Below are 16,288 nucleotides of genomic sequence, written 5' to 3' on the forward strand. Positions count from 1 at the left end.
CCCGCGCGCGGGCACGAGGAAGCCGGGCGGATCCTCACCCGCCTGGTGCTCGCGCAGTTCAACGCGGTCGTGCGGGAAGCCCGGCGCGCGCACTTCGCGTGCCTCGTGCTGGACGACGCGACCGGGACGGTCACCGCGGAGTCGGTGCGGCACATCCAGCGCCTGCGGTCGCGCGACGCGGGCGTGGTGCTGGCGCTGCGGAGCGTCGGGGACGTCCCGGAGGCCCTGCACGGGCCGCTGTACGGCGCCGTGGGGTGCCGGATGGCGTACGCGGGTGTCACGACGTGGGACGGCAACCGGTTCGCCCAGACGTGGGGCACGGAGTGGGTCGAGACGACCGAGGTCGCCAAGCACACGGTCTTCGCCGACCAGCCGATGACCCGCGCGATCCACGCCCTGCGCAAACTCGTCACCGGCAAGGCGGTCACCACGGACGCGGTGACCGTCCGGCAGGTCGAGCGGGAGCGCTGGTCGGCGTCGCAACTCGCGCACGAGGTGCCGCCGGGCCACGCGGTGCTGTCCCTGACGAGCGTGACCGGCGAGCACGCGCCGCCGATGCTGGTGGACCTGCGACGGAGTCAAGTCGATGTCCAATACTGATCGTTGACACACGATCACCGACAGGATTACCGTTTTGTTATCAGCCCTGTCGGAGCGACGAAGGGTTTTTCATGGAAAAGCTCTTCGCCCTCTCCTCCGACAATTGCCGTTACGCATACGTCCGGCTGAGCAGCCCCGGAAAAATCCCGCCCCTGTTACTGCTGTCGCATTTCCGCGCCGATATCGGCCTGTGGGACCCGGCCCTGTTGAAAAGGCTCGCGGCGGACCGTGAGGTGATCGTCGCGGACAACCGGGGCATCGGCCTCTCCGGCGGAACGACCCCGACCACGGTCGCGGCCATGGCGGACGGAATCGCCGCGTTCGCGGATTCGCTGGGCCTGACCGGGATCGACGTACTCGGCTTCTCCCTCGGCGGCTACGTCGCCCAGAGCCTGGCGCGCGCCCGCCCGGACCTCGTGCGCCGCCTGATCCTCGCCGGAACCTCCCCGCGCGGTTCGGGCGAGGATCTCGCCGCGCGGGGTCGGGTCCGCTCGATCATCGCGAAAGACCAGGTCAGCGCCAAGGATCTGGTCCACCTGTTCTTCCCGCCGACTCCGGAGGGCCGCGCGCGGGGCGTCGCGTACGTCCGCCGGGCGGGCCCGAGCGCGGGTGTCGCCGAGCCCTCCTGGCGGGCGCAGCTGGAAGCGGCGGCGGCCTGGGGAGCGCCCGATCCGTCGGCCGTCCGGGACCTCGCGTCGATCACCCAGCCGGTCTTCGTCGCCCACGGCGAAGGGGACGTCATGGTCGCCGCCGGGAAAAGCGCCGTTCTCGCGGAACACCTGCCGCATTCCACGCTGAAGATCTATCCCGGCACCGGGCACGGATTCCTTTTCCACGCGTACGAAGAATTCGGCGCCGACGTGGCGCGCTTCTCGGCGGCGGAAGAATCCCGGCTCGTCGCGCTTTCCCAGGAGGGGTGAAGTGGATTCGACGGAATGCCCGTTCGCACTGGACGTGGACGGTTCGGATCAGCACGCGGAGAACGCGCGCCTGAGGGCGGCGGGGAGAGCCGTACCGGTCCGGCTTCCCGGCGATGTGCGGGCGTGGGCGATTCCGCACCACGACGACCTGCGCCGGGTGCTGACGGACCCCCGGTTCGCCAAGGGGATCGCGCACTGGGGTGCGGCGGCGCGCGGCGAGGTGCCGGACGGCTGGCCGCTGATCGGCTTCGTCTCGACCGACAGCGTCATCAACGCGCACGGCGCCGACCACCGGCGGCTGCGCGGGCTGGTCGACCAGGCGCTGACCCCGGCCCGGGTGGAGGCCATGCGCCCGGGCGTGGAGCGGCTCGTGGACACGCTCCTCGACCGGCTCGCCGCGCGGCCCGCGGACCGGCCGGTGGACTTCCGCAAGGCGTTCGCCTACCCGATCCCGACCGCCGTCATCTCGGACCTGCTGGGCGTCCCGCGGCCCAAGCGGCGGCTGCTGCACGTGCTGACCGGGATGCAGACCCGGACGACCAACACCCCCGAACAGGTCCTGGAGACCGACGCGCGGATCGAGGCGCTGCTGCGGGAGATCGTGGCGGAGCGCCGCGACTCCCCCGGGGACGACCTGATCAGCGCGCTGCTGACGGCGCGCAGGGCCGGGGACGACCGGCTCAGCGACAGCGAGCTGCACGGCATGATCCTGCTGATGTTCTTCGCGGGCCACCAGAGCGTCATCAACGTCCTCGTCAACGCCTGCCACGCCCTGCTCACCCACCCCGAGCAGCTCGCCGCCGCCCGCGCCGGGGAGGTGCCGTGGAGCGCGGTGGTCGAGGAGACGATGCGCTGGAACGGCGCGGTGAACCAGTTCCCGATGCGCTACCCGGTCGAGGACGTCGTGGTGGGCGGGGAAACGATCCGCCGGGGCGAGGCCGTCCTCGCGTCGTTCGGTTCGGCGGGCCGCGACCCCGAGCATCACGGGGCGGACGCGGACCGGTTCGACGTCCGCCGCAGGCAGGCCGGTCACCTCGGCTTCGGGCACGGCCCGCACTTCTGCGTCGGCATCCACCTGGCGCGCCTCCAGCTGGAAACGGCGCTGGCCGGGTTCTTCACCCGCTTCCCCGGGGTCCGGGCGGCGCCGCCGGACACCTGGACGGTGCGGCCGGTGCCGTCGTTCGTCAGCAACAGCATCGAGGAGCTGCCCGTGCTCCTCGGCCCGGCCGCGAGCAGCGAGGCGCGCTGACGCGGCCGGACCGCCGGAGCCGACGCGGCAGCCCACCAGAGAGGACGCTCCTCGTGACCACGCCCAGAATCGCCCTGCTGGCCCCCACCACCGCCGCCCGCCCCGCCGAGGAACTCACCGTCCCGGCCTTCGGCGACGTCGCCGTGGACCGCCCGGCGCACGCCGACTGGAAGCGCTACCTGCACGAGCTGGACCCGTCGTCCGACCTCGCGGCGGTGTGGATCGACGCGGGCGCCGAGCCGCTGCCCTCCGTGCGGGCCCTGCGCGCGCACGCGCGGTTCGACCGGACCCGCGTGTACGTCGTCGAGCCCGGTACGGCGGGCCCGGTGCCCGGCTGGGCGGAGGCGCTGGACGTCGAGGACATCGTGCGGCCGTCGGCGGTGGCGCCGGGCGGGCTGACCGCCTCGGTCGAACTGGCCCTGCGGGCGCACCGCGCGCTGATGGCGGACGACCTGTACACCGACTACTACCTCGACATGACGTTCAACCGGATCTTCGACTGGTTCGAGACGACCCGCTGGGACTGGACCGAGGTGGACCTGGACCGCATCGACCACGGCCTGCTGGACGAGCGGACGGTGGACTTCCTCACCGAGGCGGCCGTCATCGAGTTCGGCACCCTGCCCGGCGCCCACAACTTCCTGCGGGAGTGGCAGGGCGAGGCGAGCTTCTCGTCCTGGGCGCTCCAGTGGGGCGCGGAGGAGTCCCGGCACTCGCTGGTCCAGGCCCGCTACCTGGACCGGATCGGCGTCAAGCTCCGTTCGAAGCACGCGCTGTACAAGCGCGAGCCGTACCCGCAGGGCGACGTGCGCTCGGCGACGCTCATGATGAACGTCATCTCGGAGTCCCGCGCCTCCGCCCTGTACAAGGCGCTGGCGGCGCACGCGCCGGAGCCGGTGATCCGGAAGATCTGGCGCCTGCTGGCCCGCGACGAGGCCCGGCACTGCCGGGCGTTCTCGGTGTTCCTGCGGGAGCTGTGCGACGGCGACCCGGCCGCCCGGACCGCCGCCCTGAGCATGGCCTACATCTGGCTGGCGGACCGGCGCGGCGGCGTCAAGCATCCGGCGGGCCTGTTCTACCCGCACTCCACGTCCTCGGCCGGCATCCGCCGCATCGAGACGATCCAGCACGACTCGGTGGACTCGGCGGACGCCAAGGTGATGTCGATCGTGCGGCTCCTCGCGGACGACGACTCGCTGGAGACCCCCCGCGACATCAAGGCCAAGCTCCGCGCCCTGCCCCGCCGACCCTGACCACGTCACAGAACAGGACCCCTCCACGCCATGTCACCGCTGCGTGTCACCGACATCGAACACACCGTCAGCCGCATCGTCGCCGAGCAGCTGCGCGTCCCCGTCGAGGAGGTGGACGTGGCCGCCGACCTGCGCTCCCTGCCCCGCTTCGACTCGATCCACGCGCTCCAGATCGTGCTGGAGATCGAGCAGCACTACGGCATCGAGGTGGAGGACCACATCGTCTTCGAGACGAGCACCGTACGGGAGTTCGTGGCGGCGGTCTCCGGGCTGATCGCGGACGCGGAGCCCATGCCGTGACCCTGTTCGCTGCGCTCGGCGAGGTCGCCGGGCGGCGGTCCGGGCGGGGCCTGCACGTGCTGCGCCGGGGCCGGGACGGCGAGTTCCTGCCGTACACGGATCTCTTCGCCGAGGCGGGGCGGGTGGCGGCGGGGCTGCTGTCGCGCGGGGTGGAGCCCGGCGAGCGGGTCGCGCTGGTCCTGCCGACGTCGGTGGACTTCGCGCGCGCGTTCTTCGGCGTCCTCGCGGCGGGCGCGGTCGCGGTGCCGCTGCCGGGTCCGGTGCCCTTCGGGTCGTCCGAGGCGTACGTACGGCGTACGGCGGCGGCCCTGCGCCGCTCGCGCGTGCGTACGGTGCTGGCGGCGCCGGGACTGCTCCCGGAACTCGGTCCGGAGATCGGCGTACTGCCGGTGGCGGAGGTGGCCGAGCCGGGGACGGCGTACGTCGCGCGGACCGCGTCGGACCCGGCGGTGGTCCAGTACACGTCGGGCACCAGCAGCGAGCCCCGGGGGGTCGTGCTGAGCCACGGGAACGTGGCCGCCGGGGTCGCCGCCATCGCCCACGGGACCCGGCTCACCCCGTCCGACGTCGGCTGCACCTGGCTGCCGCTCTTCCACGACATGGGGCTGATCGGCTCCTTCCTGACGCCGCTGCTGCACGACGTCGGCATCCATCTGCTGACGCCCGAGGACTACCTGCGGGACCCGAACGGGTGGATCGCGGCCATGGGGCGGCTGGGCGCCACGTTCACGATGGCCCCGGACTCCGGCTACCGGTACGTCCTGCGGCGCGGCGTACGGCCGTCGGACGGGCTCGACCTGTCGCGCTGGCGGATCGCGGTGAACGGCGCCGAGCCGGTCGACCGGCGCCTCCAGGACGCCTTCACCGGGCGCTTCGCCCCCGCCGGACTCGCGAAGGACGTGTTCCTGCCGGCCTACGGGCTGGCGGAGGCGACCCTGGCCGTCACCCTCCCCCCGGTCGGCCGCCCGGCGAAGGTGCTGCGCGCCGACCGGGACGAGCTCCACCGGGGCCGGTACGTGCCGGTGCCGCCCGGCGCCGGGCCGTACCGCGAACTGGTCGGTGTGGGAACGCCGGTGCTGGGTACGGAGATCCGGCTCACCGCGGCGGACGGCGCGCCCGCCGAGGACGGCACGGTCGGGGCCGTCGAGGTCAGGGGGGCGTCCGTCACCGCCACCGGGTACGACCGGGCCCCGCAGGAGAGCCGTCGCCTGCTGCTGCCGGGCGGCTGGGTGGCGACCGGCGACCTGGGGCTGCGGCACGACGGCGAGCTGTACGTCGTGGGCCGCACGAAGGAGGTGATCATCGTGTTCGGCGCGAACCACTGGGCGAGCGACATCGAGGCCGTCGTACGCGACACGCCCGGGATCTCGGTCCACGGCGTGTTGGCCGAGCAGATCCGGACCGACGAGGGCGGCAGACTCGGGCTCGTCGTCGAGACGACGCGGCGGGACGCGGCGAGCCGCCGTGACGCGACGGGCCGTATCCGCGCGCGTGTGATGGCCGAGTTGGGTATTACGCCGGACGAGATCGTGTTCGTACGCCGGGGCGGCATCGCCCGTACGTCGAGCGGCAAGGCGATACGCCGTCCCGCGTCCCTGGAGAAGCGCACCCTGGGGGTCATCTCGTGACGCGCGGCGGCGCCTACCTGCTCGGGCACTCCGAGAGCGAGCGGCGGCGGCTCGCGCTTCAGGACGCGGCGGTCTCGCCGTTCACCGAGCGGGCCCTGCGCGCGGCCGGGGTGCGGCCGGGGGCGAGCGTCCTGGACATCGGCTCGGGGCCGGGCGACGTCGCCCTGCTGGCGGCCCGGCTGGTCGGGCCGGCCGGGCGCGTCGTGGGGGTCGAGCGCGACCCCGGGAGCGTCCGCGACGCCCGCGCCCGCGCGCGAGAGGCGGGTCTGACGGGCTCGGTGCGGTACGAGGCCGCCGACCTCGGCGACTTCACATGGCCGGAGACGTTCGACGTCCTGGTCGGCCGGTACATCCTCATGTACCTGCCCGATCCCGCGTCGGTGCTGCGCCGGCTGGCCTCCCTGCTGAAGCCGGGCGGCGTCGTCGTCCTGCACGAGATGGACTTCACGAACACGTCGCCGTCCGAGCCGCCGCTGCCGGAGTGGGACCGGTACTACGCGCTGTGGCCCGCCCCTTTCCGGGCGGCGGGCGCCGTCCCCGACTTCGGGCCCCGCCTCACCCGGACGTTCCTCGACGCCGGTCTTCCGGGCCCGGAGGTGATCACCTGGACTCCGGCGGCGGGCCCCGGCGGGTCGGCGGTCCTCGACTGGCTCAGCACCACCTGCCGCGAGATCGAGTGGCCGATGCGGGCGGCCGGTGTCCCGGTGCCGGACGGCGTCCGCTTCGACGACGGCCTGCCGCAGCGCCTCAAGGACCTCGTCCGGTCGGGCGGGGTCCGGATCAGCGGGCCGACGCAGTACGCGGCCCACGTACGGCTGCCCGACGCGCCCGGTCCGGGCAGCTGAGGAGCCCGCCACCATGCCCGGCGTCTTCGACCCTCGCGGGATCGGCCCCCTGCCGCCCTTCCTCGCGGCGACCCCGTGCGGGGCCGTCGCGCGCGTGCGGATGCCCACCGGCGACCCCATGTGGCTGGTCACCGACCACGCCGTGGGGCGTGCCGCGCTCGCCGACCCGCGCCTCAGCAGGGCCGCCGCCGCCCGCCCGGACGCCCCGAAGTGGGGGTCCGTCGACCTCTCGCCCAACTCGGTCATGAGCCTGGACGGCGCCGACCACGCCCGGCTGCGCCGGATCGCCGCGGGGGCGTTCACCGGCCCCCGGGTCGCCGCGCGGGGGCCGGTGGTCGAGGAGGCCGCCGACAGCCTGCTGGACCGGATGGAGGCGGCGGGGCCGGGCGCCGACCTGATCGGCGGGTACGCCTCGCCGCTGCCGATGGTCGCGCTGGGCGCCCTGCTCGGCGTACCCGTCGCGGACCGGCCGGTGTTCGAGGGCGCGGTGCGGGCGCTGTTCGGGATGACGCCTCAGGGGGTGCGCGGCAGGGGCCGCCACGTCCTGACGCTCGCCAGGTACATGTCCGCGCTGCTCGCCGCGAAGAGCGCGGCGCCCGGGCCTGACCTGCTGAGCGCGCTGGTGCGGGCCGAGGAGGCGGGGGAGGTCTCCCGCACCGAGTCGGTCAACCTCGGGCTGGCCCTGCTCATGGCCGGGTACGAGACGACCGCGCACCAGCTGGGCCTGGCGGTGCTCGACCTGCTCACCGGGGGCGGCTCGTGGGAGGAGTCGCTCCGCCGGTCGCCGTCGACGCCCCTGAGCTTCCCCCGGGTGGCCGTCGAGGACCTCGTCCTGGGCGATACGGCGGTACGCCGAGGGGAGGCCGTCGTCGTCTCGCTGCTGCACTGCAACCAGGACGCCCGCCAGGCCCCGCACCTCACGTTCGGGCACGGCCCCCACCGCTGCCCGGGCGCCCCGCTGGTCGTCCTCCAGCTGAGAACGGCCCTGGCTCGCCTGCGACACCGCTTCCCCGCCCTGCGCCTGTCGCCCCGACAGGACGCCGTGGTGTGGCACGAGGGCCTGGCGACGCGCGGCCTGTCCCGGCTGCTCGTCGAGTGGTGAGCGCGCCTCCAGGGGCCGCGCAGGCGTGTCGCTGAGGCACAATCGGCACTGCTCCCGACCTCCTCGCGTCTGAAGGCACCATGCCCCCCACCCTGGCCTCCCTCGTCCACCACTCCGCGCTGAAGCTCGTCGTGCGCGCGGGCGAGGACAAGCTCGGCGTGCCGGTGCGGTGGACGCATGTGAGCGAGCTGCCGGACCCGGTGGAGTACATGGAGGGCGGGGAGCTGCTGCTGATCACGGCGCTGAAGCTGGACGCCGAGGACCCGGCGGCGATGCGCCGGTACGTACGGCGGCTGGTGGAGGCGGGTGTGGTGGGGCTGGGGTTCGCGGTGGGCGTCAACTACGAGGACGTCCCCCAGGCGCTCGTGGAGGCGGCCCGCGCGGAGGGGCTGCCGCTGCTCGAAGTGCCGCGCAGGACGCCGTTCATCGCGATCAGCAAGGCCGTCTCCGCGGCGATCGCGGCGGACCAGTACCGGGCGGTGACGGACGGCTTCGCGGCCCAGCGCGAGCTGACGCGCCAGACCCTCACCGCGGGCCCCGAGGGCCTGCTGACGGCGCTGGCGGCCCACGTGGACGGCTGGGCGGCCCTGTACGACGCGTCGGGCGGGGTCGTCGCGGCGGCCCCGGAGTGGGCGTGGCGCAGGGCGGCCCGCCTCACGGTGGACGTCGCGCGCCTGCGCGAGCGCCCCGCCCCGGTGTCCTCGGTGATCGACGGCGAGGACCGGGTGGAGCTGCACTCCCTGGGCACCGGCCGCCGCCCGCGCGCGGCGCTCGCCGTCGGCACGGCCACCGCCCCGGGCACGGCCGAGCGGTACGCCGTCCACTCGGCGATCGCCCTGCTCACCCTGACGACGGAACGCTCCCGTTCCCTGCGCGCGGCCGAGCAGCGCATCGGCGCTGCGGTCCTGCGGATGCTCCTCGCGGGCGAACCGGACCACGCGCGCGCGGTGGCGGGCGATCTGTACGCCGGTCTGCTGGACGCGCCGTTCCGGGTGCTCGTCGCGGAACCGGGGCCCGGCGCGCGCGTGCCGGTCGCCGCATCGTCGTCCCGCGCACGCGCGGCGGACGACGAAGGGCCGCTGGCGGAGTTCGCTGAGGCCCTGGAGTCGGTGGCGGCCCGCGTGGCCGAGCCGGTCCTCGCCGTCCCGGAGGGCGAGCGGCTCGTGGTCGTCGCGGTGGACGGCGGCGGGGTGCTCGCGGAGACGGTGGAGTACGCGGCGGAGGTGGAGGCGGACCGGTCGACGGAGGGCCCCGACCTGCTCATCGGCCTGTCGGGTCCGGCGGGGCCCAGTACGGCCGCGGTGGGCCGCAAGCAGGCCGAGCAGGCCCTCTCGGTCGCCAGGCGCCGGGGCAGGGCCTTCGTGGAGCACGACCAGCTGGCGGCGGGGTCGGTGCTGCCGCTCCTCGCGGACGACGCCGTGCGGGCGTTCTCGGACGGTCTCCTGCGGGCGCTGCACGAGCACGACGCGACGGGCCGGGGGGACCTGGTCGCCTCGCTGCGCGCGTGGCTCTCCCGGCACGGCCAGTGGGACGCGGCCGCCGCCGATCTCGGAGTGCACCGGCACACGCTGCGCTACCGGATGCGCCGCGTGGAGGAGATCCTGGGCCGCTCCTTGGACGACCCGGACGTGCGGATGGAGCTGTGGCTGGCGCTCAAGGCGACCGCTGGCTCGTAGGGGTGTTGGGGTGACGACCGTGTCGGCCGCACGGGCGGCCGACGAGCGTGTTCACGCGCGGGCACCCTCCCCGGAATGGGGGACGCGGAGGTGTGCTCGCGGACCGGTCAGCCCGTGATCACCCGTCCTCCCCCGCCGCGAGCCCGGCGGCGGCCTCGTGCATGGCGAGTTCGAGGAGCGCGGGGTCGTTCAGCGTGCCGGTACCGTCCGGTGGCACGAGCCAGCGGACGGCACCGGTGGAGCGGCCCGGGTACGGGACGACGATCCAGGTGCCGTTCCCGGCGCTGCGGATCCCGGTGCCGAGCCAGCGCGCGGCCGTGCCCGGCGGCACGAAGAAGCCCATGCGGTTGTCGCCGAAGTCGACCAGCACCGGGCCGGTCCGGTCGAGGATGCGGGTGAGGATGTCGAGGGTCGGACGGCCGAGTTCGCCCGGCAGGATCAGCACGTCCCAGGCGCGCCCGGCGGGCAGCAGCGCGACCCCGAGGGGGTTGCGCTCCCACTCCCACCGGCAGGCGTCCGGGTCGGGTGCGACGGATGCCAGCCATTCGACCGCAGTCTTGGCCCCAGTCATCGAGAAGACCTCCCTTTCTGTCGTGTTCCGTCGTCGACGCGGTGGCGTCACGAGGAAGAGAGGGAGGTTTCCCGGTGAGCATTACGCGGGTTCGGGGACCTATCCGGAGTGAACCGGATCACACGCCGCCGTCCGCTCCCGCGCGCGCCGGTGAGCACGACCCCGGCCTGTTCGGCGCGCTCCCTGGCGGGAGGGCCGGGCGCGGACCCGCCGGGTCCGGTGCCGTACGCCACGCGCGCGGGAGGGGCCGTACCGAAGTCGGCGCAGAAGCGGCGACGGCCCTACCCGGATCGCGTGGACGTCAAACCCGGTGCCTGCTACGGCGTCTGCCGACGGCCATGGAGACCAGCACGAGGAGGACGGCGACGAGGAACATCGCCGTGCCGATGACGTTGATCTGGACGGGCGTTCCGCGCTGTGCGGAACCCCAGACGAACATGGGGAACGTGACGGTCGAACCGGCGTTGAAATTCGTGATGATGAAATCGTCGAAGGAGAGCGCGAAGGCGAGCATCGCGCCCGCCGCGATTCCCGGGGCGGCAATGGGAAGAGTGACGCGCAGAAATGTCTGCACCGGTCCGGCGTAGAGGTCGCGGGCGGCTTCTTCGAGGCGCGGGTCCATCGACATGACACGTGCTTTGACGGCCGTCACGACGAAACTCAGGCAGAACATGATGTGGGCGATGAGAATCGTCCAGAAGCCGAGCTGGGCGCCCATGTTGAGGAACAGGGTGAGCAGTGAGGCCGCCATGACGACCTCCGGCATCGCCATGGGCAGGAAGATCAGCGAGTTGACGGCGCCCCGTGCGCGGAACCGGTAGCGGACCAGCGCGAAGGCGATCAGCGTGCCGAGGACGGTCGCCCCGAGGGTCGCCCAGAACGCGATCTGGAGGCTCGTGGAGAGCGATCCGCACATTCCGGCGACACCGCACGGGTCTTTCCACGCGTCGAGGGAGAAGTTCTGCCACTCGTAATTGAAACGGCCTCTGGGTTTGTTGAAGGAGAAGACCGTGACGACGACGTTCGGCAGCAGCAGATAGGCCAGGGTGCACAATCCGGCGATGACGACGAGATGACGTTTGAGCCAGGACATCTAGACGAGGTCCTCCGTCCCGGAACGGCGGATGTAGAACGTGACCATGAAGAGGATCGCGGCCATGAGGAGGAAACTCAGCGCGGCGGCCGTCGGATAGTCCAGGACGCGCAGGAACTGCGTCTGGATGACGTTCCCGATCATGCGGGTGTCGGTCGAGCCGAGGAGTTCGGCGTTGACGTAGTCGCCGGACGCCGGGATGAACGTCAGCAGCGTCCCGGAGACGACCCCCGGCATCGACAGGGGGAAGGTGACCTTCCGGAACGTCGTCCACGGGCGCGCGTACAGGTCACCGGCGGCCTCGTGGAGGCGTCCGTCGATGCGCTCCAGGGACGTGTAGAGCGGCAGGATCATGAACGGCAGGAAGTTGTACGTCAGCCCGCACACGACCGCGAGAGGCGTCGCGAGGACGCGGTCGCCCGCCGTCCAGCCGAGCCAGGCGGTGACGTCCAGGACGTGCAGGGTGTCGAGGGCGCCGACGACGGGGCCGCCGTCCGCGAGGATCGTCTTCCAGGCGAGCGTGCGGATCAGGAAGCTGGTGAAGAACGGGGCGATCACCAGGATCATGATCAGGTTGCGCCAGCGGCCCGCGCGGAACGCGATCAGGTAGGCCAGCGGGTAGCCGAGGACCAGGCACAGGACGGTCGCGGCGGCGGCGTACAGGACCGAGCGCAGGAACTGCGGCCAGTACTCCTGGAGGGCGTCCCAGTAGGTCGCGAAATGCCAGGTGACCTTGTAGCCCTCCTCCAGGGAGCCCGTCTGCACGGAGGTCGACGCCTGGTAGATCATCGGCAGCGCGAAGAACACGAGCAGCCACAGGATGCCGGGCAGCAGCAGCCAGTACGGCGTCCAGCGGCCTCTTCTGCGCACGCGCGCGGGAGCCTCGGTTTCGGGCTCGGGGGCGGGTGCCGGTTCGGTGAGGGTGGCCGCCATCAGACGACCGCCTCTTCCTGCGTGCCGGCGTCGATGTCCTGGGAGGCGTCGAGCCCGAAGGTGTGCGCGGGTGCCCAGTGCAGGACGACTTCGGCGCCGGGTGCCAGGCGCTCGTCCCGGTCGACGTTCTGGACGTACACCGCGAACTCGGGGCAGACGCCCGTACGGATCACGTACTGCGTCGACACGCCGATGAAGCTTGCGTCGGCGATCGTCCCGCGCAGCCGGTTGCGGCCCTCCGGGACGGTCGACGCCTCGTGCGCGTGCGCGAGGGCGACTTTCTCGGGGCGGACGCCGACAAGGAGCCGGCCGCCGGGCGTGGCCGGGGCGGGGCAGCGGGACGCGGGCAGGACGAGGCGCCCGTCCTCGGCCTTGAGGACGATGTCGTCGCCGTTCTTGGTGTCGACCTCGGCCTCGATGAGGTTGGAGGTGCCGAGGAAGTTCGCGACGAACGTCGTGCGCGGGTTCTCGTACAGGTCGGCCGGGGAGCCGAGCTGTTCGACGCGGCCCGCGTTCATCACGGCGACCGTGTCGGCCATCGTCATGGCCTCCTCCTGGTCGTGCGTGACGTGCACGAAGGTGATGCCGACCTCGGTCTGGATGCGCTTGAGCTCCAGCTGCATCTGGCGGCGCAGCTTCAGGTCGAGGGCGCCGAGGGGTTCGTCGAGGAGGAGCACCTTGGGGTGGTTGATGAGGGCGCGGGCGACGGCGACGCGCTGCTGCTGGCCGCCGGAGAGCTGGTGGGGCCGTTTACGGGCCTGCTCGCCCAGCTGGACGAGTTCCAGCATGTCGTCGACCATTTTCTTCACGCTCTTGATCCCGCGCCGTCTGAGGCCGAATGCGACGTTTTCGTAGATGTCGAGGTGCGGGAAGAGCGCGTACGACTGGAAGACCGTGTTCACGGGCCGCTTGTGGGGCGGCAGGCGGGTGACGTCCTGGTCGCCGAGGCGGACGGTGCCGCTGGTCGGCTCCTCCAGGCCCGCGATCATCCTGAGGGTCGTCGTCTTGCCGCAGCCGGACGCCCCGAGGAGCGCGAAGAACGAGCCCTGCGGGACGGTCAGGTCGAGCGGGTGCACGGCGGTGAACGCGCCGTACGTCTTGCCTATGCCGGAGAGGCGGACGTCGCCGCTGTTGTCTGTCATCGTCGTCACGCCCCAGTGAGCTTCGCGAACTTCGCTTCGAATGCGGTCTCCTCGCTCGCGCTCAGCGAGCGGAAGGAGTGCGACTTGGCCTGCATCGCCTTGTCCGGGATGATCAGCGGATTGTCCGCCGCGTCCGGGTCGATCTTCGCCAGCGCGTCCTTGACGCCGTCCACGGGGCAGACGTAGTTGATGTACGCGGCGAGTTGGGCGGCCGGTCCGGGCTCGTAGTAGTAGTCGATGAGCCGTTCGGCGTTCGTCTTGTGGCGCGCCTTGTTGGGGATCAGCAGGTTGTCGCTGGACGTCATGTAGCCGCTGTCGGGGATGACGAAATCGACGTCCGGGCTGTCCGCCTTCAGCTGGACGACGTCCCCCGCCCACGCGATGCACGCGGCCAGGTCGCCCTTGGTGAGGTCGGCGGTGTAGTCGTTGCCGGTGAAGCGGCGGATCTGGCCGTTGTCGACGCCCCTCTGGAGGCGCGCGATGGCCGCGTCGTAGTCGTCCGCCGTGAACCTCGCCGGGTCCTTGCCCATGTCCAGCAGGGTCATGCCGACGCTGTCGCGCATCTCCGTGAGGAAGCCGACCTTGCCCTTCAGCTTGCGGTTGTCGAGGAGGTCGGACACCGATCTCACCTCGACGCCGTCGAGCGCCTTCTTGTTGAACGCGATGACCGCCGAGATGCCCTGCCAGGGGTACGAGTACGCCCGTCCCGGGTCCCAGTCGGGGGTGCGGAACTGCGCGGACAGGTTGGCGAAGGCGTGCGGCAGGTGGGACGCGTCCAGTTTCTGGACCCACCCCAGGCGGATCAGGCGCGCGGCGAGCCAGTCGGTGAGGACGATCAGATCGCGGCCGGTGTCCTGGCCCGCGGCGAGCTGCGGCTTGATCTTGCCGAAGAACTCGCTGTTGTCGTTGATGTCCTCGGTGTACCGGACGGATATCCCGGTGCGCCGGGTGAACGCGTCGAGCGTGGGGTGTCGTTTCCCGCTGTCGTCGACGTCCATGTACTCGGTCCAGTTGGAGAAGTTGACGGTCTTCTCCTTCGCCGAGCGGTCGTCGGCGGACGTGCCGCCCTCGGTCTTCCCGGCGGCCGGGATGCCGCAGGCGCTCAGCGTCCCGAGACCGGCAAGCCCCAGCGCGCCGCCCGTCGAGGCGCGCAGCAGCGAGCGCCGGGTCAGCGCGGCCCGGCCGCTGCGCAGGCTGCGCCTCATGGCCGCGAGCTGGGCCGGTGACAGGCGGTCGTCGGGCTCGTACTGCTCCATGCGCGTGCTGCCCCTTCCGGACGGACGACGGTCGACTCAGCGGCTTTCCGGGCCACCTGTGAACACCGTGCGGTGCCAGGGTTTGCGGGCCGCCGCCGTGTTGTCGAACATGACGTGCTTGATCTGGGTGTACTCCTCGAACGAGTACGGTGACATGTCCTTGCCGTAGCCCGACTGCCGGTACCCCCCGTGCGGCATCTCGCTGACGATCGGGATGTGGTCGTTGACCCACACGCACCCCGCGCGCAGCTCCCTGGTGGCCCTGTTCGCCCGGAACACGTCCCGGGTCCACACGGACGCCGCGAGACCGTACGGGGTGTCGTTCGCGAGCCCGATGCCCTCGTCGTCGCCGTCGAAGGGCAGCGCCACCAGGACGGGGCCGAAGATCTCGGACCGGACGATCTCGCTGTCCTGCGGGGCGTCCGCGATCAGGGTGGGGAGATAGTACGCGCCGTCCCTGTCCTTCGGGCAGGCCCCTCCGGTGACCACCCGCGCGTACGCACGCGCGCGGTCGACGAAACCCGCGACCCGGTCCCGGTGCGCGCGCGTGATGAGCGGGCCGAGGTCCGTGCCGTCCACGAAGGGGTCCCCGAGCCGGACACTCTCCATCAGCGCCGCCGTCCGCTCCACGAACGCGTCGTAGAGCGGCCTCTGTACGTACGCGCGCGTGGCCGCCGTACAGTCCTGGCCGGCGTTGATCAGCGCGCCCGCGACGGCGCCGTTCGCCGCGGCCTCCAGGTCGGCGTCGTCGTGCACGACGAACGGGGCCTTTCCGCCGAGTTCCAGGTGGACCCGCTTGACCGTCTCCGACGCGACCCGCGCGATGTGCTTGCCCACGGCCGTCGAGCCCGTGAACGACGTCATCGCGACGTCCGGGTGCGCCACGAGGTGCTCCCCCGCCTCGGCTCCCGTGCCGCTGACGACGTTCACCACGCCGTCCGGGATGCCCGCGTCCGTCGCCGCCTGCGCGAACATCAGCGCCGTCAGGGGCGTCAGCTCCGAGGGCTTCAGCACGATCGTGTTGCCCGCCGCGATCGCCGGGAGGATCTTCCACGCGGCCATCTGGAGGGGGTAGTTCCAGGGCGCGATCGAGCCGACCACGCCGATCGGCTCCCTGCGCACGTACGACGTGTGGTCCGCCGAGTACTCCCCCGCCGACTGGCCCTGCAAGTGGCGGGCCGCGCCCGCGAAGTACGCCGTGTTGTCGATCGTGCCGGGCACGTCGAACTCCCGCGTCAGCCGCAGGGGTTTGCCGCACTGGAGCGACTCCGCCCGCGCGAGGTGCTCCGCACGGTCCGCGAGAGTCTCCGCGAGGCGGTACAACGCGTCCGACCGCTCCGCGGGAGTGGCACCGGCCCATCCGGGGAACGCGGCCCGCGCCGCGGCCACCGCCTCGTCGACGTCCTGCGCCGCGGCCGGGGTGTAGGTCAGGACCGGGGTGTTCGTCGCCGGGTCGATGATCGTGTGGGGCGTGGCGGAGGTGCCTGGGGTGAGGCGGCCTGCGATGTACTGGGCACCCTGGGAGAAACGTTCCAGCTCGGGTGGAGTGTCTCGCATGCCGTGTTCCTCCGTCTTCGCCCCTGTCTCGGTGTTCGACTCGGGGGCGTAGCTCTGGTCGGATTTGAGTGCCGATCCTGACAGAGGTGTGGTGTACCAACAAGTGATTCCGTTGTTGCCTTTTGGTTACGCGACGGAATCTGTCGAGGGGGTGGGTGGGGGT

The 16,288-nt window shown here is 72.3% G+C and carries 14 protein-coding genes and 1 pseudogene; 9 read left to right on the top strand and 6 right to left on the bottom strand.

All coding sequences use genetic code 11. The features are described 5' to 3' along the window. The 9 genes and pseudogenes from AOK24_RS03240 to AOK24_RS03280 form a co-directional block, all read left to right on the top strand. A pseudogene (locus tag AOK24_RS03240) lies at positions 1-600 on the top strand (ATP/GTP-binding protein); the annotation flags it as partial. A gap of 71 nt (positions 601-671) precedes the next feature. Further along, on the top strand, positions 672-1,520 hold the full coding sequence (locus AOK24_RS03245) for an alpha/beta fold hydrolase (protein WP_055718522.1): 849 nt from the start codon (positions 672-674) through the stop codon (positions 1,518-1,520). 1 nt (position 1,521) lies between these two features. After that, complete coding sequence (locus AOK24_RS03250) at positions 1,522-2,769, top strand: cytochrome P450 family protein (RefSeq protein WP_055718523.1); 1,248 nt, start codon at positions 1,522-1,524, stop codon at positions 2,767-2,769. A 53-nt stretch (positions 2,770-2,822) separates the two neighbouring features. After that, positions 2,823-4,022: a ferritin-like domain-containing protein gene (locus tag AOK24_RS03255; RefSeq protein ID WP_055718524.1), complete on the top strand. Its 1,200-nt coding sequence runs from the start codon at positions 2,823-2,825 to the stop codon at positions 4,020-4,022. A gap of 30 nt (positions 4,023-4,052) precedes the next feature. Then, positions 4,053-4,322 (top strand): acyl carrier protein, encoded by a 270-nt coding sequence (locus AOK24_RS03260; RefSeq protein ID WP_055718525.1) that lies wholly within the window; start codon positions 4,053-4,055, stop codon positions 4,320-4,322. Continuing rightward, a complete protein-coding gene (locus AOK24_RS03265) occupies positions 4,319-5,950 on the top strand; it encodes an AMP-binding protein (protein WP_055718526.1) in 1,632 nt (543 codons plus the stop codon). The genes AOK24_RS03260 and AOK24_RS03265 overlap by 4 nt, the downstream gene beginning before the upstream one ends. Then, positions 5,947-6,795: an SAM-dependent methyltransferase gene (locus AOK24_RS03270; RefSeq protein ID WP_055718527.1), complete on the top strand. Its 849-nt coding sequence runs from the start codon at positions 5,947-5,949 to the stop codon at positions 6,793-6,795. The genes AOK24_RS03265 and AOK24_RS03270 overlap by 4 nt, the downstream gene beginning before the upstream one ends. 13 nt (positions 6,796-6,808) lie before the next feature. Next, on the top strand, positions 6,809-7,897 hold the full coding sequence (locus AOK24_RS03275; protein ID WP_055718528.1) for a cytochrome P450 family protein: 1,089 nt from the start codon (positions 6,809-6,811) through the stop codon (positions 7,895-7,897). 80 nt (positions 7,898-7,977) lie between these two features. Then, entirely contained in the window at positions 7,978-9,573 is a 1,596-nt protein-coding gene (locus AOK24_RS03280; RefSeq protein ID WP_055718529.1) for a PucR family transcriptional regulator, read from the top strand. 118 nt (positions 9,574-9,691) lie between these two features. Here the strand turns inward: AOK24_RS03280 and AOK24_RS03285 are convergent, their stop codons facing one another. The 6 genes from AOK24_RS03285 to AOK24_RS03310 all read right to left on the bottom strand — a co-directional run bounded on the left by AOK24_RS03285 (position 9,692) and on the right by AOK24_RS03310 (position 16,125). After that, entirely contained in the window at positions 9,692-10,144 is a 453-nt protein-coding gene (locus AOK24_RS03285; protein WP_055718530.1) for a bifunctional DNA primase/polymerase, read from the bottom strand. A 301-nt stretch (positions 10,145-10,445) separates the two neighbouring features. Continuing rightward, entirely contained in the window at positions 10,446-11,237 is a 792-nt protein-coding gene (locus AOK24_RS03290; RefSeq protein ID WP_055718531.1) for an ABC transporter permease, read from the bottom strand. After that, positions 11,238-12,170 carry an ABC transporter permease gene (locus AOK24_RS03295; RefSeq protein ID WP_107103886.1) on the bottom strand — a complete coding sequence of 311 codons (933 nt, stop codon included), beginning with the start codon at positions 12,168-12,170 and terminating at the stop codon, positions 11,238-11,240. Continuing rightward, positions 12,170-13,312: an ABC transporter ATP-binding protein gene (locus AOK24_RS03300; RefSeq protein WP_206191135.1), complete on the bottom strand. Its 1,143-nt coding sequence runs from the start codon at positions 13,310-13,312 to the stop codon at positions 12,170-12,172. The genes AOK24_RS03295 and AOK24_RS03300 overlap by 1 nt, the downstream gene beginning before the upstream one ends. Positions 13,313-13,317: 5 nt before the next feature. Then, on the bottom strand, positions 13,318-14,568 hold the full coding sequence (locus AOK24_RS03305) for a polyamine ABC transporter substrate-binding protein (RefSeq protein WP_055718533.1): 1,251 nt from the start codon (positions 14,566-14,568) through the stop codon (positions 13,318-13,320). 36 nt (positions 14,569-14,604) lie between these two features. Next, positions 14,605-16,125 (bottom strand): gamma-aminobutyraldehyde dehydrogenase, encoded by a 1,521-nt coding sequence (locus AOK24_RS03310; protein WP_055718534.1) that lies wholly within the window; start codon positions 16,123-16,125, stop codon positions 14,605-14,607. Between the last annotated feature and the right edge of the window lie 163 nt (positions 16,126-16,288).

The sequence above is a fragment of the Streptomyces niveiscabiei genome (assembly GCF_001419795.1).
Classification (GTDB): Bacteria; Actinomycetota; Actinomycetes; order Streptomycetales; family Streptomycetaceae; genus Streptomyces; species Streptomyces niveiscabiei.